This window comes from Burkholderia sp. KBS0801 (assembly GCF_005937855.2).
Taxonomy (GTDB): Bacteria; Pseudomonadota; Gammaproteobacteria; order Burkholderiales; family Burkholderiaceae; genus Burkholderia; species Burkholderia ambifaria.
This window is the reverse complement of record NZ_CP042177.1, coordinates 3,122,966-3,142,687: the sequence shown is the minus strand read 5'-3', so window position 1 is coordinate 3,142,687 and position 19,722 is coordinate 3,122,966. Positions and strand designations below refer to the sequence as shown.

The 19,722-nt window shown below is 66.2% G+C and carries 21 protein-coding genes; 18 read left to right on the top strand and 3 right to left on the bottom strand.

What is annotated here, in order from left to right; all coding sequences use genetic code 11:
• Positions 1 to 22: 22 nt before the first annotated feature.
• The 5 genes from ctaD to FFI87_RS14950 all read left to right on the top strand — a co-directional run bounded on the left by ctaD (position 23) and on the right by FFI87_RS14950 (position 3,708).
• On the top strand, positions 23 to 1,630 hold the full coding sequence (ctaD, locus tag FFI87_RS14965) for a cytochrome c oxidase subunit I (RefSeq protein ID WP_012364767.1): 1,608 nt from the start codon (positions 23 to 25) through the stop codon (positions 1,628 to 1,630).
• 80 nt (positions 1,631 to 1,710) lie between these two features.
• Entirely contained in the window at positions 1,711 to 1,851 is a 141-nt protein-coding gene (locus FFI87_RS34485) for a cytochrome oxidase small assembly protein (RefSeq protein WP_006752059.1), read from the top strand.
• 35 nt (positions 1,852 to 1,886) lie between these two features.
• Positions 1,887 to 2,495: a cytochrome c oxidase assembly protein gene (locus FFI87_RS14960; protein WP_006760729.1), complete on the top strand. Its 609-nt coding sequence runs from the start codon at positions 1,887 to 1,889 to the stop codon at positions 2,493 to 2,495.
• A 16-nt stretch (positions 2,496 to 2,511) separates the two neighbouring features.
• The gene (locus FFI87_RS14955) at positions 2,512 to 2,712 is read left to right on the top strand and encodes a DUF2970 domain-containing protein (RefSeq protein WP_006752057.1); all 201 of its coding nucleotides are present in this window, start codon (positions 2,512 to 2,514) and stop codon (positions 2,710 to 2,712) included.
• A gap of 138 nt (positions 2,713 to 2,850) precedes the next feature.
• Positions 2,851 to 3,708 carry a cytochrome c oxidase subunit 3 gene (locus FFI87_RS14950; protein WP_012364765.1) on the top strand — a complete coding sequence of 286 codons (858 nt, stop codon included), beginning with the start codon at positions 2,851 to 2,853 and terminating at the stop codon, positions 3,706 to 3,708.
• Positions 3,709 to 3,883: 175 nt separating this feature from the next.
• On the opposite strand, the gene FFI87_RS14945 is transcribed toward FFI87_RS14950, so the two are convergent.
• Positions 3,884 to 4,093 carry a twin transmembrane helix small protein gene (locus tag FFI87_RS14945; protein WP_006752055.1) on the bottom strand — a complete coding sequence of 70 codons (210 nt, stop codon included), beginning with the start codon at positions 4,091 to 4,093 and terminating at the stop codon, positions 3,884 to 3,886.
• A gap of 84 nt (positions 4,094 to 4,177) precedes the next feature.
• Here FFI87_RS14945 and FFI87_RS14940 point away from each other — a divergent pair, with 84 nt between their 5' ends.
• From FFI87_RS14940 to FFI87_RS14920, 5 genes are read left to right on the top strand one after another with little or no spacing between them, the layout of a single operon-like run.
• Positions 4,178 to 4,888 carry an SURF1 family protein gene (locus FFI87_RS14940; RefSeq protein ID WP_041489957.1) on the top strand — a complete coding sequence of 237 codons (711 nt, stop codon included), beginning with the start codon at positions 4,178 to 4,180 and terminating at the stop codon, positions 4,886 to 4,888.
• Between the two features lie 60 nt (positions 4,889 to 4,948).
• On the top strand, positions 4,949 to 5,575 hold the full coding sequence (locus FFI87_RS14935; protein ID WP_011658000.1) for an SCO family protein: 627 nt from the start codon (positions 4,949 to 4,951) through the stop codon (positions 5,573 to 5,575).
• A gap of 25 nt (positions 5,576 to 5,600) precedes the next feature.
• Complete coding sequence (locus tag FFI87_RS14930) at positions 5,601 to 6,713, top strand: COX15/CtaA family protein (RefSeq protein ID WP_138847120.1); 1,113 nt, start codon at positions 5,601 to 5,603, stop codon at positions 6,711 to 6,713.
• An 8-nt stretch (positions 6,714 to 6,721) separates the two neighbouring features.
• Positions 6,722 to 7,624 (top strand): heme o synthase, encoded by a 903-nt coding sequence (gene cyoE / locus FFI87_RS14925; protein ID WP_006752051.1) that lies wholly within the window; start codon positions 6,722 to 6,724, stop codon positions 7,622 to 7,624.
• An 18-nt stretch (positions 7,625 to 7,642) separates the two neighbouring features.
• Positions 7,643 to 8,260: an SCO family protein gene (locus FFI87_RS14920; protein WP_006752050.1), complete on the top strand. Its 618-nt coding sequence runs from the start codon at positions 7,643 to 7,645 to the stop codon at positions 8,258 to 8,260.
• Positions 8,261 to 8,414: 154 nt separating this feature from the next.
• On the opposite strand, the gene FFI87_RS14915 is transcribed toward FFI87_RS14920, so the two are convergent.
• Positions 8,415 to 8,705: a YciI family protein gene (locus FFI87_RS14915; RefSeq protein ID WP_105832978.1), complete on the bottom strand. Its 291-nt coding sequence runs from the start codon at positions 8,703 to 8,705 to the stop codon at positions 8,415 to 8,417.
• A gap of 205 nt (positions 8,706 to 8,910) precedes the next feature.
• Here FFI87_RS14915 and FFI87_RS14910 point away from each other — a divergent pair, with 205 nt between their 5' ends.
• The 4 genes from FFI87_RS14910 to FFI87_RS14895 all read left to right on the top strand — a co-directional run bounded on the left by FFI87_RS14910 (position 8,911) and on the right by FFI87_RS14895 (position 12,643).
• Positions 8,911 to 10,476, top strand: a complete 1,566-nt coding sequence (locus FFI87_RS14910; protein ID WP_138847121.1) for a methyl-accepting chemotaxis protein — start codon at positions 8,911 to 8,913, stop codon at positions 10,474 to 10,476.
• A gap of 176 nt (positions 10,477 to 10,652) precedes the next feature.
• On the top strand, positions 10,653 to 11,468 hold the full coding sequence (locus FFI87_RS14905) for a MetQ/NlpA family ABC transporter substrate-binding protein (protein ID WP_138847122.1): 816 nt from the start codon (positions 10,653 to 10,655) through the stop codon (positions 11,466 to 11,468).
• A 393-nt stretch (positions 11,469 to 11,861) separates the two neighbouring features.
• Positions 11,862 to 12,317 carry an STM2901 family protein gene (locus tag FFI87_RS14900; RefSeq protein ID WP_138847123.1) on the top strand — a complete coding sequence of 152 codons (456 nt, stop codon included), beginning with the start codon at positions 11,862 to 11,864 and terminating at the stop codon, positions 12,315 to 12,317.
• Entirely contained in the window at positions 12,311 to 12,643 is a 333-nt protein-coding gene (locus FFI87_RS14895) for a DUF1493 family protein (protein WP_012364758.1), read from the top strand. The genes FFI87_RS14900 and FFI87_RS14895 overlap by 7 nt, the downstream gene beginning before the upstream one ends.
• A 125-nt stretch (positions 12,644 to 12,768) precedes the next feature.
• Here the strand turns inward: FFI87_RS14895 and FFI87_RS14890 are convergent, their stop codons facing one another.
• Positions 12,769 to 13,077 carry a VF_A0006 family four-cysteine protein gene (locus FFI87_RS14890; protein ID WP_006752045.1) on the bottom strand — a complete coding sequence of 103 codons (309 nt, stop codon included), beginning with the start codon at positions 13,075 to 13,077 and terminating at the stop codon, positions 12,769 to 12,771.
• 205 nt (positions 13,078 to 13,282) lie between these two features.
• Between FFI87_RS14890 and imuA the strand changes: the two genes are divergently transcribed.
• The 4 genes from imuA to FFI87_RS14870 all read left to right on the top strand — a co-directional run bounded on the left by imuA (position 13,283) and on the right by FFI87_RS14870 (position 19,682).
• Positions 13,283 to 13,990 carry a translesion DNA synthesis-associated protein ImuA gene (imuA, locus tag FFI87_RS14885; protein ID WP_012364756.1) on the top strand — a complete coding sequence of 236 codons (708 nt, stop codon included), beginning with the start codon at positions 13,283 to 13,285 and terminating at the stop codon, positions 13,988 to 13,990.
• Positions 13,923 to 15,410, top strand: coding sequence for a Y-family DNA polymerase (locus tag FFI87_RS14880; protein ID WP_138847124.1), 1,488 nt, complete (start codon positions 13,923 to 13,925; stop codon positions 15,408 to 15,410). The genes imuA and FFI87_RS14880 overlap by 68 nt, the downstream gene beginning before the upstream one ends.
• Positions 15,411 to 15,416: 6 nt before the next feature.
• Positions 15,417 to 18,632 carry an error-prone DNA polymerase gene (locus FFI87_RS14875; RefSeq protein WP_138847125.1) on the top strand — a complete coding sequence of 1,072 codons (3,216 nt, stop codon included), beginning with the start codon at positions 15,417 to 15,419 and terminating at the stop codon, positions 18,630 to 18,632.
• A gap of 315 nt (positions 18,633 to 18,947) precedes the next feature.
• Positions 18,948 to 19,682, top strand: a complete 735-nt coding sequence (locus FFI87_RS14870; RefSeq protein ID WP_012364753.1) for a GntR family transcriptional regulator — start codon at positions 18,948 to 18,950, stop codon at positions 19,680 to 19,682.
• The last annotated feature ends 40 nt before the right edge of the window (positions 19,683 to 19,722 follow it).

Sequence of the window (19,722 nt, the reverse complement as noted above, 5' to 3'; positions counted from 1 at the left end):
GTATTCGCATTAGGAGATTCTCATGTCTAGCATCGGGCACGACGTAGTCGCGGACCACGCGCACGACGACCACGCGCACGAAACACCGCATGGCTGGCGGCGCTGGTTGTTCGCCACCAACCACAAGGACATCGGTACGCTGTACCTGCTGTTCTCGTTCATCATGTTCCTGTCGGGCGGCGTGATGGCCCTCGGCATCCGTGCCGAGCTGTTCGAGCCGGGCCTGCAGATCATGCGTCCGGAGTTCTTCAACGAACTCACGACGATGCACGGCCTGATCATGGTGTTCGGCGCGATCATGCCGGCGTTCGTCGGCTTCGCGAACTGGATGATTCCGCTGCAGATCGGCGCGTCCGACATGGCATTCGCGCGGATGAACAACTTCAGCTTCTGGCTGCTGCCGGTCGCGGCCGTGCTGCTGGTCGGTTCGTTCTTCGCGCCGGGCGGCGCGACGGCCGCCGGCTGGACGCTGTACGCACCGCTGTCGACCCAGATGGGCCCGGGCATGGACTTCGCGATCTTCGCGGTCCACATCATGGGCGCGTCGTCGATCATGGGCGGGATCAACATCGTCGTGACGATCCTGAACATGCGCGCACCGGGCATGACGCTGATGAAGATGCCGATGTTCGCATGGACGTGGCTGATCACGGCCTACCTGCTGATCGCCGTGATGCCGGTTCTGGCAGGCGCGATCACGATGGTGCTGTTCGACCGCCACTTCGGCACGTCGTTCTTCAACGCGGCAGGCGGCGGCGATCCGGTGATGTACCAGCACATCTTCTGGTTCTTCGGCCACCCCGAGGTGTACATCATGATTCTGCCGGCGTTCGGGATCGTGTCGCAGGTGATCCCGGCGTTCGCACGCAAGACGCTGTTCGGCTATAGCTCGATGGTGTACGCGACGGCTTCGATCGCGATCCTGTCGTTCATGGTGTGGGCGCACCACATGTTCGCGACGGGCATGCCGGTCACCGGCCAGCTGTTCTTCATGTACGCGACGATGCTGATCGCAGTGCCGACGGGCGTGAAGGTGTTCAACTGGCTCGCGACGATGTGGCGCGGCTCGATGACCTTCGAAACCCCGATGCTGTTCGCGATCGGCTTCCTGTTCGTGTTCACGTTCGGCGGCCTGACGGGCCTGATGCTGGCCATGGCGCCGCTCGACATCCAGTACCACGGCACCTACTTCGTGGTCGCGCACTTCCACTACGTGCTGGTGGCCGGCTCGCTGTTCGCGCTGTTCGCGGGCTGGTACTACTGGGCGCCGAAGTGGACGGGGTGGATGTACAACGAGACGCGCGGCAAGATCCACTTCTGGGCGTCGATGATCTTCTTCAACCTGACGTTCTTCCCGATGCACTTCGTCGGTCTCGCGGGCATGCCGCGCCGCTATGCGGACTACCCGGCGCAGTTCACGGACTTCAACCAGGTGGCGACGATCGGCGCATTCGGCTTCGGCCTCGCACAGGTGTACTTCCTGTTTGCGGTCGCGCTGCCGGCCTACCGTGGTGGCGGCGAGCTGGAAAAGGCGTCGGACAAGCCGTGGGATGGCGCGACGGGCCTCGAATGGACGGTGCCGAGCCCGGCTCCGTTCCACACGTTCGAGCAACCGCCGCACGTCGAATAAGTTTCACCCGGCGTTCCGCCGCTGCCTGCCGCGCAGGCGGGCAGCGGCGGGCGCGGAATCGAGTTTCAGCGAAGTTTCAGATGAACCGGAATCCACAAGAAAGACGAACGCCCGAGCAGATTCGCGCGGGCAACAAGCGGCTCGGCCTCACCCTGCTCGTCATCGCCGCCGTTTTTTTCGTGGGTGTCGTGATCAAGCAGTGGTGGCTGTCCACCCACTGATGCAGTAACTGACGCAGTAGCGAGGAAGTCGTCGTATGTCGAAGCCGGAAGAGGGCGCCGCCGATCGCGCGTTCAATCGTTCGATGCTGGTGAAGCTCTTCGTCGTGGCCGGACTGATGTTCGGCTTCGGCTTCGCGCTGATTCCGATGTATCGCGCGATTTGCCAGATCACCGGCATCAACAACCTGGTGCAGCGGGATGTCAGCGAGCGCGAGGCGAAGAACTCGCAGGTCGACTATGGCCGCACGGTGTCGGTCGAGTTCGATGCGAATGCGCGCGGCCCGCTCGGTTTCAAGCCGGAGCACAACAGCCTCGACGTGCATCCGGGCGAACTGACGACGATCGTCTACGACGTGACCAACGGGCAGGGCCGGCCGGTGGTGGCGCAGGCGATTCCGAGCTACGCGCCGAAGCAGGCGACGGAGTTCTTCAAGAAGATCGAGTGTTTTTGCTTCACGCAGCAGACGCTGGCCGCGAACGAGTCGCGCAAGATGCCGGTGGTGTTCGTGATCGATCCGAAACTGCCGAAGGACGTGAAGACGATCACGCTGTCGTACACGTTCTTCGAACTGAATACGCCGGCCGAGCCGGCGCCGGCACCGCGCAAGACGGCGGCGCAGGGCGCGGCGAAACCGGACGCATGACGATGGAGACGGGGCGATGACGGAGACCAAGCGGAGCGGGTCGTTCGGCCAGGCGGTGCGCGCGGTGTTGTGGTCGTTCTTCGGGGTGCGCAAGCGGCGCGACCTGGAGGCCGATGCGACGCAGCTCAATCCGCTGCACGTGCTGATCGTCGCGTTGATCGCGGCCGGCGTGTTCATCGGCGTGCTGATCCTGATCGTGCGTGCGGTCGTGGGCTGAGGCCCGCGGCCACGAAAGAATGCAGTGCGTGGCGCCCGGGCGCCGCGTGCGGGAAAGAGCGGCGGCGGTCGCGCCGCGCAAGAAATACAGCCGGAGCGGTTTCCGGTACATAAATTGGACTGAAGTGGAGAATCAAGCATGAGCGGTCAAAACCAGACCCCGTACTATTTCGTGCCGCATCCGTCGCAGCATCCGATCAGCGCGGCCGTCGGCCTGCTGGTCATGCTCGGATCGGTGGCGCTGTGGATCAACGGTCACGACTGGGCGCCGTACACGGCGCTGCTCGGCCTGCTGTGGTTGCTCTTCACGCTGTATCACTGGTTCGGCGACGCGATCGCCGAGTCGGAAGGCGGTCATTACGGCAAGAACGTCGACAAGTCGTACCGCTGGAGCATGAGCTGGTTCATCTTCTCGGAAGTCATGTTCTTCGGCGCGTTCTTCGGTGCGCTGTTCTATGCGCGTGAAATCGCGCTGCACCAGCTCGGCAGCCTCGACTACAAGCTGATCTGGCCGGATTTCTCCGCCGTGTGGCCGAACGAAGGCCCCGCCGCGCTTGCCGGTCACTTCAAGACGATGGGCCCGTGGCCGATCCCGACGCTGAACACCGCGTTCCTGCTGTCGTCGGGCGTGACGCTGACGATCTCGCACCACGCGCTGCGCGACGATTACCGCAAGAAGGCGATCGCCTGGCTGGCCGCGACGCTCGCGCTCGGTATCTGCTTCCTGTTCCTGCAGGGCTTCGAGTACTACCACGCGTACAACGAACTGAACCTGACGCTGAATTCGGGCGTGTACGGCTCGACATTCTTCCTGCTGACGGGCTTCCACGGCTTCCACGTGTTCCTCGGCGGCACGATGCTCGCGGTGGTGCTGGTGCGGATGATCCGCGGCCACTTCAAGCCGGATCACCACTTCGCATTCGAAGGCGCTGCGTGGTACTGGCACTTCGTCGACGTCGTCTGGCTTGGCCTGTACGTCGTCGTCTACTGGCTGTAAATGGAACGACGGCCCGCGCAGCGATGCGCGGGCCGTTTTCATTGGCGAAGGCGACGCAGCGGCCGGCTGCTTGCGCTCGACGCCCCCGGCGCCGCCGCGACTCAGTCAGGCGGCGCTTTTGCTTGGTGGCGCCGCCATGCGGCGAAATGTCACGGCAGCTGCCGTGACGAATGTATCAACGCCCGATCGGCAGGCCGGTCGAATGGATCCAGCCCATCCAGTTCGCGAACAGGATGAACAGGAACAGCGATACCGACAGCCCGACGCGGGTGGCAAGCGACCAGACCATGCGTTTCGTATGGCCGCGGTCGTGCATCATGAAGTAGAGCGCCGAGCCCATGCTGGCGATGATGAGGACGAAGGCGATGGGAACGAGGATGTGCATGACACGAACCGGACGACGGCAATTCGAAAGGAAGAGGATAATTATCGCACTTCGCTTTCGCGAATGCGCCCGGCGGGCGGCCCGATGAAGATCCGCTGGCTGCCTGCGCTGCTGATTCTCGTCGTCGTCGCGGTCACGATCCGCCTCGGGTTCTGGCAGCGCGAGCGCGCGCACCAGAAGGAAGCGCTGCAGGCGAGCATCGTGCGCTACGAGCACGCGGCGCCCATCGACGTCGGTGCGCAGCCGATTCCGCTCGCGTCGATCGAGTTCCACCGCGTGCGGGCGAGGGGCCGTTTCATGCCGGAGCAGGCGGTGTTCCTCGACAATCGGCCGTATAACGACCAGCCGGGTTTTTACGTCGTGATGCCGTTTAAACTCTCGGGCGGCGGCGTCGTGCTGGTGAACCGCGGCTGGCTGCCGCGCAACATCGCCGATCGCACGGCGATCGAGCCGTTCGCGACGCCCGACGGCGACATCGAGATCGAAGGCATCGCGCGCGCCGACGCGTCGCGTGCGTTCGAACTCGGCGAAGGCGGCTCGGCCGCGCACCAGAAGATCCGGCAGAACCTGGACGTCGCCGCGTATGCGAAGGAAACGGGGCTGCCGCTGCAGCCGTTCGTGATCCAGCAGACGAGCGACGACGGCGACAAGCTCGTGCGCGACTGGCCGGCGGCGACGACCGGCGTCGAGCGCAATTACGGTTACATGTTTCAGTGGTGGGCCATGGCGGCCGCCGCGCTCGGCTTCGGCCTGTACGCCGCGCGGCGTGCGGCGAAGAAGTCGGCCGGCGCGTGAGCGCCATGCCCGGACGCGGCGGCGGCGCCGCGGGTTCGTTTCGAGAGGTCTGATTTGTCCATGCAATCTTCCCGTCAGGGTCCGGCCGCGACGCCGGTTTCGCCGGCGGCCCGCAAGCGCGGCCGCTGGATGCTCGTGCTGCTCGGGCTCGTGTGCGCGGCGCCGATACTCGCGTCGTATTTCACCTATTACGTGATCAAGCCGAAGGGCGGCTCGACCAACTACGGCACGCTGATCGAGCCGCAGCGGCCGATCCCGGCCGACCTGCAGGTCACCGACGAAACCGGCAAGACGGTGCCGCTGTCGTCGCTGCGCGGCGTGTGGCTGTTCGTGATGACCGACCGCAGCGCGTGCGACGACGCATGCGCGCAAAAGCTCTATTTCATGCGCCAGATCCGCGTCACGCAGGCGGGCGAGCGACACCGGCTCACGATGGTGTGGCTGCGCAGCGATGCGGGCGCGGTGCCGCCGAAGGTGCTGGAAGCCTACCCGGACACGCGCCGGCTGGTCGCCGATCCGGCCGCGGTCGCCGCATGGCTGCCGGCCGACGCCGGCACGAAGGACAGCGACCACCTCTACATGGTCGATCCGAACGGCAACCTGATGATGCGTTTCCCGAAGAACCCGAACCCCAGCAAGATCAAGGCGGACGTCACGAAGCTGCTGAAGTGGTCGAGCATCGGCTAAGGCGAGACAGCGAGGCAACCATTCGATGTCGTATCTACTGCAACTCGGCCTCATCGGCCTGTGCATCGCGCTGCTGCCGCTGTCGTACGTGTGGGTGAAGGCCGACGACGACAAGTTCCGCAAGCTGGTGTGGATCACCACGTTCCTGACGCTCGACCTGGTGATGTTCGGCGGCTTCACGCGGCTGACCGATTCGGGGCTCGGCTGCCCGGACTGGCCCGGCTGCTACGGCACGTCGTCGCCGTTCATCGCGCACGCCGCGATCACGGCCGCGCACCAGGCGATGCCGACCGGCCCCGTCAGCATGACGAAAGCGTGGATCGAGATGATCCATCGCTATTTCGCGATGGCGATCGGCGTGCTGATCATCGCGCAGGTCGTGATCGCATGGTCCGCGCGGCTGCGCCGCCGCCCGCTGCACGTCTCGCCGTGGTGGCCGACGAGCCTGCTGCTGCTGATCGTCGTGCAGGGCGTGTTCGGCGCGTGGACGGTCACGATGAAGCTGCAGCCGGTGATCGTCACGACCCATCTGCTGCTTGGTCTCGCGCTGCTCGGCACGCTCGGCTGGCTCGCGGCGCGGCAGACGCCGCTGCCGTCGCATGATCCGGAGGCCGGCCGCTACCGCGCGGCCGCGCTCGCGGCGCTGGTGCTGCTGGTCGTGCAGATCGCGCTCGGCGGCTGGGTGAGCACCAACTACGCGGTGCTCGCGTGTACCGATTTCCCGACCTGCAACGGCCAGTGGCTGCCGTCGATGAACTTCGGCCAGGGCTTCCATCTGTGGCGCGCGCTCGGGATGACGAAGGACGGCGACGCGATCACGCAGGACGCGCTGGTCGCGATCCACTGGACCCATCGCACGTTCGCCTTCGTCGTCGTCGCGTATCTGGTCGCGTTCGCGCTGAAGATGCGCCGCTTCGAGTCGCTGCGGCGGCCGGCGAACGGCGTGCTGCTGGTCGTCGTGCTGCAGTTCCTGACGGGCCTGACCAACATCGTGCTGCAGTGGCCGCTGCCGGTCGCCGTCGCGCACAACGGCGGCGCCGCGATCCTGCTGCTGCTCGTCGTCATGTTAAACTTTCGCATCCTTTCAAGCCGCCCCGGCCGTGTCGTGCAGCCCGCGCGCGACGCCGCCCCGGCGTGACCGTCCCCATGCAAAGCACCCTCTCCCAATCGCCCGGTAGCCGGTTTTCGCAGTACATGGCGCTGACGAAGCCGCGTGTCACGCAGCTCGCGGTGTTCTGCGCGGTGATCGGCATGTTTCTCGCGACGCCGGGCATGGTGCCGTGGCATGTGCTGATCGGCGGCACCATCGGCATCTGGCTGCTGGCCGGCGCCGCGTTCGCGATCAACTGCCTCGTCGAACAGAAGATCGACGCGATGATGCGCCGCACCGCGTGGCGTCCGTCCGCGCGCGGCGAGATCACGACGCCGCAGATCCTGCTGTTCTCGGCGGTGCTCGGCAGCGTCGGCGCCTGGACTCTGTATACGTTCACGAACCCGCTGACGATGTGGCTGACGATCGCGACGTTCGTCGGCTACGCGGTGGTCTATACGCTGCTGCTCAAACCGATGACGCCGCAGAACATCGTGATCGGCGGTGCGTCGGGCGCGATGCCGCCGGCGCTCGGCTGGGCCGCGGTCACCGGCGCGGTGCCCGGCGACGCGTGGATCCTCGTGCTGATCATCTTCGTGTGGACGCCGCCGCATTTCTGGGTGCTCGCGCTCTATCGCCGCAAGGATTACGAAAACGCGGGCCTGCCGATGCTGCCAGTCACGCACGGCGAGAAATTCACGCGGCTGCACATCCTGCTGTACACGGTGATCCTGTTCGCGGTCACGCTGATGCCGTTCATCTCCGGGATGAGCGGCGTCGTCTACCTGGCGAGCGCGGTGCTGCTCGGCGCGGTGTTCCTCGCGTATGCGTGGAAGATCTACCGCGATTATTCGGACGAACTCGCCCGCAAGGCTTTCCGCTACTCGATCGTCTACCTGTCGCTGCTGTTCGCCGCGCTGCTCGTCGATCACTATGCGCGCCCGCTGCTCGGCGTGTAACCGCACGGTTTGAACGCAATGCTCCATTCACGGTTCGGGCGCCGCGCGCGCCAAGGCTGGATGCTCGCCTGCGCATTCGCGGCAGCCACGCTGCTCGCGGGCTGCGACAACGCGCCGAAATTCCAGAATCTCGACATCACCGGCAACACGCAGTTCGGCAGCGATTTCTCGCTGCCCGACACGACCGGCAAGGTGCGCACGCTCGCCGACTTCAAAGGCCGTGCCGTCGTGATGTTCTTCGGTTATACGCACTGTCCGGACGTGTGTCCGACGACGATGGCCGAACTGTCCGAGGCGCTGAAGCAGCTCGGGCCCGACGCGGCGAAGCGCGTGCAGGTGTTGTTCGTCACCGTCGATCCGGAGCGCGACACGCCCGCGCTGCTCGGCCAGTACGTGCCCGCGTTCGATCCGTCGTTCATCGGCCTGCGGCCGGCCGACGAAACGCAGCTCAAGAAGGTCACGAAGGATTTCCGCGTGTACTACGCGAAGGTGCCCGGCAAGACGCCCGGCAGCTACACGATGGATCACACCGCCGCGAGCTACGTGTTCGATCGCGACGGCAAGCTGCGCCTGTTCGTGCGCGACGGCCAGGGCCCGGGCCCGTGGGTCCACGACCTGAAACTGCTGGTCGACTGAGCGGCGCGCGCCGCATCGCCCGGGCGCCCGCCCGGCGACACGCGTGACGGCCGCGACGCGCCGTCACGCATGCTTCCCTCTTTCCCTCGATCTGCATTCACCGCCTCGCGCTGCCGCGGCGGCGTGCTTGCGCACGTGCAGCGGCGCGCGCGGGTTACGGCAGCGCCGGCACGTTGAAACCCTGCGCGGCACGCGTGATCTTGAATTCGGTCACCCGATACGTCGCGAGCCCTTCGGTCACGAACGGATCGGTGTCGAGGATCGCGTCCAGTTCGTCGCGATCGATGCGGGCCGCGAGGATCACGCCGCCTTCGCGCGGCACCTTCGGTCCCGCCGCGATGAAGATGCCGCGCTCGAACAGCGGCTGCAGATACGCACGGTGGCGTTCGAGCGCATCGTCGATGTGTTCGAGCGACGCGTGGTAATGGATGTCGATGACGTACATGGATGGCCCCGGAATGTCGCCGGCGCGTGTCGCGCCGGCCAGCCGGTCTTTTTAGCACAGCGGCTGCTCCATGTCGTGCCGGCCGTCGTGCGTCGGCCGCGTGTATTCAAGTTGTAAGTCTCGCTGCCGTAAATACGGGGGCAACCGTTTGCGCGCGACCGGCCGTTCGCGCGCATCGCGGCATCGACTTCGACGAGGCACGCAGATGAGCAGAATGAGTTTGAACCGCAAGCTGTGGCTCGCGCTTGCGCTGGTATGGGTCGGGCTACTCGGCGTCGGCGCATGGAGCGCGTACGAGACGCGCGCGACGATGCTTGCCGAACGCAAGGCCGGCATCGCCAATCTGGTCGAATCGGCGGCCGGCATCGTCAACGCCTATCACGCGCTCGCGCAGAGCGGCACGCTGCCCGAGGCCGACGCGAAGCGCGACGCGCTCGCGAGCCTGGCGGCGATGCGCTACGGCGAGTCGGGCTACGTGTTCGTGATGGATTCGAAACCCATCGTGCTGATGCATCCGACGCTGCCCAAGCTGGTTGGCACGCAGGTCGGCGACTATCTCGACCCGGACGGCAAGCCGCTGTTCGTCACGATCCTGAATGCCGCGAAGGCGACCGGCAGCGGCTTCGCCGAGTATCGCGGCCGGCTGCCGCACAGCGAGACCGCGGTGCCGAAGATCAGCTACGTCACGCGCTTCGCGCCGTGGGACTGGAACATCTCGAGCGGCGTATTTCTGAAGGACATCGATACCGTCTACTACCGGACGCTGTTCGGTCACCTTGCGGTCGTGCTGGTGATCGGCTTCGTGATCAGCGCGGCGATGCTCGTGATCATCCGCAACGTGCGGGGCAGCCTCGGCGGCGAGCCCGATGAAGCGGCCGCGCTGGCGAGTCGCATCGCGCAGGGCGACCTGACGCGGCCGGTGCCGGTGCGTGCGGGCGACAGCACGAGCATGATGGCGGCGATGCGCGACATGCAGGCGCGCCTTCAGGCGACGATCGGCGGGATCCGCCAGTCGGCCGAGTCGATCGCGTCGGCGAGCCGCGAGATCGCGTCCGGCAACGACGACCTGTCGCAGCGCACCGAGGAGCAGGCCGCCTCGCTGGAAGAAACGGCCGCGAGCATGGAGCAGCTGACCGCGACGGTGAAGCAGAACGCCGACAACGCGCGGCAGGCGAGCGGGCTCGCGAACAACGCATCGGAGATCGCGCGGGCGGGCAACGACGTCGTGAACCGTGTGATCGGCACGATGAGCGAGATCGACGACAGCTCGCGCAAGATCGCCGACATCATCGGCGTGATCGAGGGCATCGCATTCCAGACCAACATCCTCGCGCTGAACGCGGCGGTCGAGGCCGCGCGCGCCGGCGAGCAGGGGCGGGGCTTCGCGGTGGTCGCGGGCGAGGTCCGTTCGCTCGCGCAGCGCAGCGCGACGGCCGCGAAGGAGATCCGCGAGCTGATCGTCGCTTCGGTCGAGCGCGTGCGCAACGGCTCGACGCTGGTCGGCCAGGCCGGCACGACGATGGGCGAGATCCTGCAGGCGGTCGCGCGCGTGACCGACATCATGGGCGAGATCGCGGCCGCGTCGGAAGAGCAGGCGAGCGGCATCACGCAGGTCGGGCGCGCGGTCACGCAGATGGATCAGGTCACGCAGCAGAACGCGGCGCTCGTCGAGGAGGCCGCCGCGGCCGCGGCGTCGCTGCAGGAGCAGGCCGGCCGGCTGCGCGGCGCGATCGGCGCATTCCGGGTCGGCGATGCCGCCGGCCTTCGCTGAAGTGCAACTAACGGCCGAGTCGCCCGCACGCCGCGGGCACGGCCGCGGTGCATACCCATATGAGCGGGATGTATTTCACTTCCGGCCGATCCTGTGACACCATTTGCCCCTTCCTGCGAGTCCGGGCATACCCGTATCGCGCCCCCATTTTCAGTTAGCAAGAAAGCGAGAAACAGATGAAGCGTCGCAGTCTCCTGAAGGTATTTTCCGTGCTGGCCACCGGTGCCGCGCTGACGCTGTCGGCGGGTGCGCAGGCCGAAGACAAGGTGATCAAGGTCGGCACGGTGGCCGGTCCGGATTCGGAAGTGTGGCAGGTCGTGCAGAAGGTCGCGAAGGAGAAGCAAGGCCTGAACGTGAAGGTCGTCGAGTTCAACGACTACGTGCAGCCGAACGCGGCGCTCGATTCGGGCGACCTCGACGCGAACAGCTTCCAGCACCAGCCCTACCTCGACAGCCAGGTGAAGCAGCGCGGCTACAAGCTTGTCACCGCGGGCCTGACGTACATCTCGCCGATCGGCGTGTACTCGAAGAAGTTCAAGTCGCTGAAGGACCTGCCGCAAGGCGCGAAGCTCGCGGTGCCGAACGATCCGTCGAACGAGAACCGCGCGCTGCTGCTGCTGCAGACGCAAGGCGTGATCAAGCTGAAGGCGGGCGCCGGCACGGGCGGCAACAACGCGACGGTGCTCGACATCGCCGAGAACCCGAAGAAGCTGAAGATCTCCGAGCTCGACGCCGCGCAACTGCCGCGCGTGCTGTCGGACGTCGACGCGGCCGTGATCAACACGAACTACGCGCTCGCCGCCAACCTGCAGCCGACCAAGGACGCGATCGCGCTCGAATCGCTGACGAGCCCGTACGCGAACGTGATCGCCGTGCGCGCGAAGGACAAGGACCAGCCGTGGGTGAAGAAGCTGGTCAAGGCGTATCAGTCGCCGGAAGTGCGGGAATTCATCAAGAAGCAGTTCAAGGGCTCGATGGTCGCGTCGTTCTGAACGCGATCTATTGATCGAATGAAGGCCTGCACGTGTGCAGGCCTTTTTTGTTTGCAATCGGAATGCTTTCGAGATGCAGGGGCAGCGTGAAGATTACACGCCGCAATGGCATGGGCGTTCATGGATAAAAGCCGTTTGGTAACGGTTCGACACATTGGTATGAAACATGTGCGCGACCGCTCGAATTCGGAATCGCTATGCACTTTCTCTCTCTGGCATCCCGCCGTGCCCCGTCATTGCTCACGTCGAACCGAATAACGATTCATTCCGCATGAAATTCCATCATCGTTGCGGTGCGGTCGGCCAATAGATCGATCGGTTTTTTCCGTGCGGTAATCGTGCGTCTTCGTTAGACTAAAAAACATTTTTAAAAATTACGAACGAGGGCGCTGAATGGATGCTGTCGAGAAATTGAATGAGGCCTACCATTACTATGGGATGGTCAATCTGACTGCGGGAGAGTTGTTCTTCTGGATCATGGTTGACGAAACGATGAATCAGTTGGGCGTCGATGATGCCGTGTCGGTTGGTATGATCTTGCTTGGTAGAAGTAATTTGCCGACCAGGGCAAAGCCGAGCGACGCAATACAGGGGACTTCGCGTGCAAGCAAATACTCAAGAAGAGTTTTTCAAAAGGCTCAATTCCCGTTTGGTTTGAAGTTACCAACACTGGTAGGCGGGCCCGTGCGAAATTTGAAAATCAGGTTGGTTAGAAACATCGGAACCTTCGTAGGAAGAACGATCCCCGTGCTTGGTTGGGTAATTCTCGCAAGCGATATTTATATTATCGCCGGCAAGACGATGGACCACTACAATAGAGTTGCAAGGGAGGGGGATAGGTTATGGTAGATCTTGAGAAAAGGGTGGTTGAGTTTATAAGGAAAAAGTCCGGATTCTCCGTATCATTCATGGTTGATGAGATAACAGAAAATACCGATTTGGACCTGGACTTGAATTTTGATGATTGTGAGGTCGAGGAGTTGATGCGGGAGTATTCGGTGGAGTTTAATGTTGATATGAGCAGATTCGACATAAAAAAATATTACCCGGAAGATGATTCTTCATTTTTTGATTTGATCAATCCGTTTAAGAAAAAAGTGATTCATCGTGTTCCGGATCTGAATGTTCGAATGCTGATCGCATCGGCCAAAGCGGGACGCTGGCTCTACGACTGACGGCTCACCGAGTTTGTGTACGGCCTGACAGGAGCGCTGTGCGGCGTTGCTGCGTAACATCGCGCAAACCTTTTTTCATATCGGTGCGCGTAAAGGCGGGGCGACCGCGCGGTGTTCGCGCGCCTTCACATCTCGCCGCGCCGCGAGCAGATCGACATGATCTGCTGGATCGCGTAGTTGTCGCGTACGCCTGGCAGCGACTGCACGACGCATTCGTGAAAGCGCCGCTCGCGCGGCAGCAGCATCGCGTTGTTGCGGTACAGCGCATCGCACGAGCGCTGGATCAGCTGGGCCGCCGCGCCGTTACGGCTTTCGCGCAGCGCGTTGAGCATGCAGTCGTCGTACTGCGCGTAGTCGTCGCCCAGCGCGAATGCCGCGCCCGGTAGCACCAGCGTGACGGCCGCGCACGCGATCGCACGGATCGCCCGTTTCATGTGCCCTCCGATGGTGGGGATGGGGTCGGCGGACAGCATAACGTAAAGCGGCAAGAGCGGCTGACGCGTTGCGCCAATACCGGCGCGGACCCACCGCCGGCTTCCCCGGTTTTTCCTCTGACGAAAATACCCGGTTTCGTACCAGTACTGTGCGACGCGAGCGCATTGCCATATACTGTATATCCATACAGTTGTGGGTGGCGTCATGCTCGCATCCTCCATTTCTCCCGAATCCCTTCATCCATCGCTCTGGCGTGGCTCGCAGCTGGCGCGCGGCGGTCCGCGCACGATCGACACGGGCTTCGCGCCGCTGTCCGCCGAACTGCCGGGCGGCGGCTGGCCGGTCGGCGGCCTCGTCGAACTGCTGGCCGCGCAGCCGGGCTGCGGCGAGATGCGGCTGCTCGCGCCGGCGCTCGCGCGTACCGTCAGCGCACGGCGGCCGCTCGCGCTCGTCGCGCCGCCGCACTCGCCGCATGCGAGCGCGCTGGCCGGTCTCGGCGTGCCGTCCGACGCGCTGCTGTGGCTGCGCGCCGGCAGCCGCACCGATGCGTTGTGGGCCGCCGAGCAGGCGCTCAAGACGGGCTGCTGCGGTGCGCTGCTGCTCTGGGAGGACGCGCGGCCCGACGCGCTGCGGCGTCTGCATCTCGCGGCCGCTCGCACCGGCGACACGCTGTTCGTGATGCTGCGCCCGCTGGCGGCCGCGCGGCAGCCGTCGCCGGCCGTGCTGCGCGTCGCGCTGCATCCGGTGCCGGGCGGTGTGTCGCTCGACATCGTCAAGCGTCGGGGGCCCGCGTGCAGCGAGCCGCTCACGCTCGATTTGCCATCGCCCATCGTGGAGAGCCGCTATGCGCGTCTTGCTCGGCATCCATCTGCCGCGCCTGCCGCTCGACGTGTGCGCCCCGCCGCCGTCTGACGCAGAGACCGGTGCGGCCGGCTGCGCGGTGCTCGAGCAGGGTGTCGTGCTGATCGCCGATGCGGCCGCGCGCCGGCACGGCGTGCGCGCGGGCATGAAGCGCGGCGGCGTGCTGACGCTCGCGCCCGACACGCGGCTCGTCGAGCGCGATCCCGCCCGCGAGGCCGATGCGCTGCGCGCGGTCGCGCTCGCGTTGCTGCGCTTCTCGCCGTGCGTCGCGCTCGACGACGAAGCGACGCTGCTCGTCGATGTCGGCCCGAGCCTGCGCCTGTTCGGCGGCCTGCCGTCGCTGTGCCGCCAGGTGCGCGCGACGCTCGCGGCGCTCGGCTATGCGGCGCGCCTGTCCGCCGCGCCGACCGGGCGCGGCGCGTGGCTGCTCGCGCGCACGTCGGCGCGTGCGCGGGCCCGGCGCCGCGTGGCCGGGCCGGCTTCGCTCGTCCGTGCGCTCGATCGTTTGCCGTGCGTGCTGCTGCCCGACGCGCGCCCGTATGCGGGCTGGTTCGACGGCCTCGGCTGCCGCACGCTCGCCGATCTGCGCCGCCTGCCGCGCGCGGGGCTGCAGCGCCGCTGCGGTCCGGCGCTGCTCGCCGCGCTCGATCGCGCGTACGGCGATGCGGTCGAGCCGCTCGCGTGGATGGCCGTGCCGCCCGTGTTCGACGTGCGGCTCGAATTGGCGGAACGCGTCGAATACGCGGAAGCCGTGCTGTTCGTCGCGCGGCGGCTCGTCGTGCAGCTTTGCGGCTGGCTGGCCGCGCGGCAGCTGTCGCTGGCCGCGATGACGTTCGAGCTCGAGCACGAGCGCGGCCGCCAGGCCGTGCCGCCGACGCCGCTCGAACTCGCGTTCGCCGCACCCGTGCGCGACGAAGCGCACTTCATGCGGCTGCTCGGCGAGCGGCTCGCGCGCGTCGAGTTGCCGGCCGCGGTGATCGCGGTGCGGCTCACGGCCACGCGTGTCGAATCGGTCGCGCCGCCGGCCGACGATCTCTTTCCCGAGCCGGGCGGCACGAAAGAGACGCGGGCGCGGCTGTTCGAGCTGCTGGTCGCGCGGCTCGGCACGGAGAACGTGCTGCGCGCGGCGCCCGTTGCCGATCACCGGCCCGAAGCGGCGAACCGCTGGCTGCCGCTCGATGCGCAGGCCGGCAAGCCGCCCGGCGGCCTGCCGGCCGCGCCGCCGCGTCCCGCGTGGCTGCTGGCCGAGCCGCAGCCGCTGCTGATGCGCGCGAACCGGCCGGTGTTCCATACGCCGCTCAGGATGATGTCGTCGCCCGAGCGGATCGAGGCGGGGTGGTTCGACGGTCAGCTCGCGGCGCGCGATTACTACGTCGCGCAGGACGAGGCCGGCGCGTGCTACTGGGTCTTTCAGGAACGGTTGAGCAGCCAGGCGGATCCGCACTGGTTCCTGCACGGCCTGTTCGGGTGAGCGGCGATGGTTGCGGAATTCAGTTGGCTGCCCGATTACGCGGAATTGTTCTGTCGTTCGAACTTCTCGTTCCTGCATGGCGCGTCGCATGCGGAGGAACTGGTCGAGCGCGCCACCGAGCTCGGCTATCGCGGGATCGCGATCACCGACGAATGCTCGCTCGCCGGCGCACCGCGCATGCATGTCGCGGCGAAGGCCCAAGGGCTGCCGCTGATCGTCGGTTCGTTCTTCGAAGTGACGCCCGATGAAGTCGCCCCCGGCCACGATCCGGGCCCCGGCGCGTTCGGGCTCGTGCTGCTCGCGCAGAACCGCGAGGGCTACGGCAACCTGTCCGAGCTGATCTCGTGGCGGCGCATGGCGTCGCCGAAGGGAACGTACCGGCTGACGTCGAGGATGCTGTCGGCGCCGCCCGCGGAGTTCGCCCACTTGCGCGGCATGCCCGACTGCTTCGCGATTCTCGTCCCCACGTATCCGGTGCGCGCGGACGTACTCGATGCGCAGGTCGCCTGGTTTCGCGCGACGTTCGGCGCGCGGGCGCGACTCGGGCTCGTGCAACTGCAGCGCCCGCTCGACGGCGCGCAGCGCGAGGAGATTCGCGCGGCCGGCGAGCGGCGCGGCGTGCGCATCGTCGCGCTCGGCGACGTGACGATGCATCGGCGCTCCTGCAAGCCGCTGCAGGACGTGATGACGGCGATCCGCGTCGGGATGCCGGTTTCCGAGTGCGGGTACGCGCTCGCGCCGAATGCGGAACAGCATCTGCGCGCGCGTGGGCGCATCGCGAAGCTGTTTTCGCCGGAGGAGCTCGACGAGACCTGCGCGATTCTCGATGCGTGCGATTTCAAGCTCGACTCGCTTCAGTACGAGTATCCCGACGAGATCGTGCCGAAAGGGCTCACGCCGACGCGCCATCTGGAACAGGAAACCTTCGCGGGGGCCGCCGCGCGTTATCCGCAGGGCATTCCGGAGAAAGTCGAGAGGCAGATCCGCTATGAACTCGACCTGATCGCGCGGCTGAGCTACGAGCCGTTCTTCCTGACCGTCTACGACATCGTCAAATACGCACGCAGCCAGAACATCCTGTGCCAGGGCCGCGGTTCGGCGGCGAACTCGGTCGTGTGTTATTGCCTCGGCATCACCGAGGTGAATCCCGAGCAGAGCACGATGCTGTTCGAGCGCTTCATCAGCGAGGAGCGCGGCGAGCCGCCCGACATCGACGTCGACTTCGAGCATCAGCGCCGGGAAGAGGTGATCCAGCATATCTACGACAAATACGGACACGATCGCGCCGCGCTCGCGGCGGCCGTCTCGACGTATCGCCCGCGCGGCGTGCTGCGCGAAACCGGCAAGGCGCTCGGTGTCGATCCGATGCTGGTCGATCGCGTCGCGAAGGCGCATCGCTGGTTCGACGGCAGTCGCGACCTGCTGCAGCAATTCGCGTCGACCGGGCTCGACCCCGCCACGCCGATCATTCGCGCGTGGGCCGAGCTGGCCGGCCGATTGCTGAACTTTCCGCGTCACCTGTCGCAGCACTCGGGCGGCTTCGTGATCAGCCGCGGCAAGCTCACGCGGCTCGTGCCGGTCGAGAACGCGGCGATGGACGGGCGGCGCGTGATCCAGTGGGACAAGGACGATCTCGAGGCGCTCGGGCTGATGAAGGTGGACGTGCTCGCACTCGGCATGCTGTCGGCGCTGCATCGCGCCTTCGACCTGCGCACCGCGTGGCGCGGGCCGCAGGAGGACGGCCAGCCGTTCACGCTGAAGCACATTCCGCAGGATGACGAAGCAACCTACGACATGATCTGCCGCGCCGATACGGTCGGCGTGTTCCAGATCGAATCGCGCGCACAGATGTCGATGCTGCCGCGCCTGAAGCCGCGCAACTATTACGATCTGGTGGTCGAGGTGTCGATCGTGCGGCCGGGGCCGATCCAGGGTGGCGCCGTGCATCCGTACCTGAAGCGGCGCAGGATCAAGGCGGGGGAAGAGGAAGGGGAGATCACCTATCCGAGCGATGCGCTCAGGGACGTGCTCGAACGCACGCTCGGCGTTCCGATCTTCCAGGAACAGGTGATGCAGATCGCGATCGTCGCAGCCGGTTTCACGCCCGGCGAGGCCGACCAGCTACGTCGTGCGATGGCGGCCTGGAAGCGCAGGGGCGATCTCGGCCCGTATCACGACAAGATCGTCGACGGCATGCTCGAACGCGGCTACACGCGCGAATTCGCCGAGCAGATCTTCGAGCAGATCAAGGGCTTCGGCGAATACGGTTTCCCCGAAAGCCACGCAGCCAGCTTCGCGAAACTCGCCTATGCCAGCAGCTGGCTCAAATGCCACGAACCGGCGATCTTCCTCGCCGCGCTGCTGAACAGCCAGCCGATGGGTTTTTACCCGCCGTCGCAGCTCGTGCAGGACGCGAAGCGTCACGGCGTGCGGGTCCTGCCGATCGACGTCACGCTCAGCAACTGGGAAGCGTCGCTCGCAGCGCTGCCCGACCAGCCGCCTCCCCACGGTCAGCCCGCCGTGCGGCTCGGCCTGTCGCTCGTGCGCGGCCTCGGCGAAGCAGCCGCGCGCCGGATCGAAGCGGCACGCGCGGCCGGCCCGTTCGACAACGTCGACGTGCTGGCCCGCCGCGCGCAACTCGAACGCCGCGATCTCGAGGCGCTTGCCGCCGCGAACGCGCTCGCGACGCTCGCCGGCCATCGTCGCGATGCGTTGTGGCAGGCCGTTGCCGCGGCACCCGAGCGCGACCTGCTCGCCGCCGCGCCGATCGACGAAGCCGAGAAACCCGCGCTCGGCGCACCGTCGGAAGCCGACGACATCCTCGCCGACTACGACACCACCGGCCTCACGCTGAACCGACATCCCGTCGCACTGCTGCGGCCCGCGTTGCGCGCGCAGCGGCTGTCGTCCGCGGCCGAGCTGCACGATCGCTCCGACGGCCGGCTCGCGCGCGCGTGCGGCATCGTGACGGCCCGCCAGATGCCGGGCACCGCGAAAGGCGTGATGTTCATGACGCTCGAGGACGAAACGGGGTGCGTGAACGTGATCGTGCGACCCGAGCTGCTCGCGCGGCAGCGCCGCGAAACACTCGATTCGCGGCTGCTCGCGGTGTCGGGCGTGTGGCAGGTCGTCAGCGACGTGAGGCACCTCGTCGCGCAGCATTTCGAGGATCTGACGCCGCTGCTCGGCGGCCTGCGCACATCGAGCCGCGAATTCCATTGAGGTCCGCGGGCGCCGTGCCGCCAGCCTCGCGCGATGCATACCAGTCGGCTCAACTGGTTCTATCCGAGCCTCGTATTCGCCGCCAAAAACCGGCCGAATCACGCCCCGGAACTGTCCCCTTGCATACCAGTCCGGGTAAATCCCTATCCCGCATCGCGTTGTAAACAAAGGCTTTCCCGCTACTAAAACGCTTGCCGGGCAAGGCTTCCGGCGATTTCCGCCGAGCTAATACCAGTTCGTTGACTGGTATTATTGTGGTTATATAATGCGTTCACTTTCGACGGTCCGAGATCGTCGTCCGACACCCGGAGGCACATGGAAACCGGCTGGTCCGAACTGGCGCCCGATCCCCTCGACGACACGCCGCTGTATCTGCAGCTCGCCCGCAACCTGGCGAGCGCGATTCACGCCGGCGCATGGCGGGCCGGAGAGGCGCTGCCGTCGGAGCGGCTGCTGTCGGGGTCGGTCGGCGTATCGCGGATCACGGCCCGCCGTGCGCTCGCGCTGCTGGTCGAGCAGGGGCTGATCAAGCGGGCGCGCGGCGCGGGCAGCTTCATCACGCCGCGTGTCGCCGATCCGCTGTCGCGTCTCGTCGGCTTCACCGCGAAGATGCAGCAGCGCGGCTTCGTGCCCGATTCGGTGTGGCTGTCGCGCACGCTGCGCGCCGCGAGCCGCGATGAGATCACGCATCTCGGCCTCGCGCCCGGCGCGACGGTCGCGCGACTCGAACGGCTGCGCCGCGCGGACGGCATCGTGATGGCCGTCGAGCATTCGACGCTGCCGGCCGCGGTGGTGCCCGACCCGCTGGCGCTCGGCGCGTCGCTGTACGAATACCTCGACGCGCGTGGAATGACCGTGGTGCGCGCGCTGCAGCACTTTCGCGCGGCGAACGCGACGCACGAGATCGCGAAGTGGATGGCGGTGAAGCCGGGCTCGGCCCTGCTCGTGATCACGCGCATCGGCTACGGCGTCGACCAGCGCGCGATCGAAGTGACCGAAACGTATTGCCGCGACGACTATTACGACTTCGTCGCGGAACTGAAACGCTGACGCGCGAGACTGCCCGCGCGCCGTGCGCGACGGAACGAAC

Bases quoted from the DNA above. Each gene is read 5' to 3' on its own strand.
- ctaD (WP_012364767.1), top strand. From the start codon at position 23: ATGTCTAGCATCGGGCACGACGTAGTCGCGGACCACGCGCACGACGAC.
- FFI87_RS34485 (WP_006752059.1), top strand. From the start codon at position 1,711: ATGAACCGGAATCCACAAGAAAGACGAACGCCCGAGCAGATTCGCGCG.
- FFI87_RS14960 (WP_006760729.1), top strand. From the start codon at position 1,887: ATGTCGAAGCCGGAAGAGGGCGCCGCCGATCGCGCGTTCAATCGTTCG.
- FFI87_RS14955 (WP_006752057.1), top strand. From the start codon at position 2,512: ATGACGGAGACCAAGCGGAGCGGGTCGTTCGGCCAGGCGGTGCGCGCG.
- FFI87_RS14950 (WP_012364765.1), top strand. From the start codon at position 2,851: ATGAGCGGTCAAAACCAGACCCCGTACTATTTCGTGCCGCATCCGTCG.
- FFI87_RS14945 (WP_006752055.1), bottom strand. From the start codon at position 4,093: ATGCACATCCTCGTTCCCATCGCCTTCGTCCTCATCATCGCCAGCATG.
- FFI87_RS14940 (WP_041489957.1), top strand. From the start codon at position 4,178: ATGAAGATCCGCTGGCTGCCTGCGCTGCTGATTCTCGTCGTCGTCGCG.
- FFI87_RS14935 (WP_011658000.1), top strand. From the start codon at position 4,949: ATGCAATCTTCCCGTCAGGGTCCGGCCGCGACGCCGGTTTCGCCGGCG.
- FFI87_RS14930 (WP_138847120.1), top strand. From the start codon at position 5,601: ATGTCGTATCTACTGCAACTCGGCCTCATCGGCCTGTGCATCGCGCTG.
- cyoE (WP_006752051.1), top strand. From the start codon at position 6,722: ATGCAAAGCACCCTCTCCCAATCGCCCGGTAGCCGGTTTTCGCAGTAC.
- FFI87_RS14920 (WP_006752050.1), top strand. From the start codon at position 7,643: ATGCTCCATTCACGGTTCGGGCGCCGCGCGCGCCAAGGCTGGATGCTC.
- FFI87_RS14915 (WP_105832978.1), bottom strand. From the start codon at position 8,705: ATGTACGTCATCGACATCCATTACCACGCGTCGCTCGAACACATCGAC.
- FFI87_RS14910 (WP_138847121.1), top strand. From the start codon at position 8,911: ATGAGCAGAATGAGTTTGAACCGCAAGCTGTGGCTCGCGCTTGCGCTG.
- FFI87_RS14905 (WP_138847122.1), top strand. From the start codon at position 10,653: ATGAAGCGTCGCAGTCTCCTGAAGGTATTTTCCGTGCTGGCCACCGGT.
- FFI87_RS14900 (WP_138847123.1), top strand. From the start codon at position 11,862: ATGGATGCTGTCGAGAAATTGAATGAGGCCTACCATTACTATGGGATG.
- FFI87_RS14895 (WP_012364758.1), top strand. From the start codon at position 12,311: ATGGTAGATCTTGAGAAAAGGGTGGTTGAGTTTATAAGGAAAAAGTCC.
- FFI87_RS14890 (WP_006752045.1), bottom strand. From the start codon at position 13,077: ATGAAACGGGCGATCCGTGCGATCGCGTGCGCGGCCGTCACGCTGGTG.
- imuA (WP_012364756.1), top strand. From the start codon at position 13,283: ATGCTCGCATCCTCCATTTCTCCCGAATCCCTTCATCCATCGCTCTGG.
- FFI87_RS14880 (WP_138847124.1), top strand. From the start codon at position 13,923: ATGCGCGTCTTGCTCGGCATCCATCTGCCGCGCCTGCCGCTCGACGTG.
- FFI87_RS14875 (WP_138847125.1), top strand. From the start codon at position 15,417: ATGGTTGCGGAATTCAGTTGGCTGCCCGATTACGCGGAATTGTTCTGT.
- FFI87_RS14870 (WP_012364753.1), top strand. From the start codon at position 18,948: ATGGAAACCGGCTGGTCCGAACTGGCGCCCGATCCCCTCGACGACACG.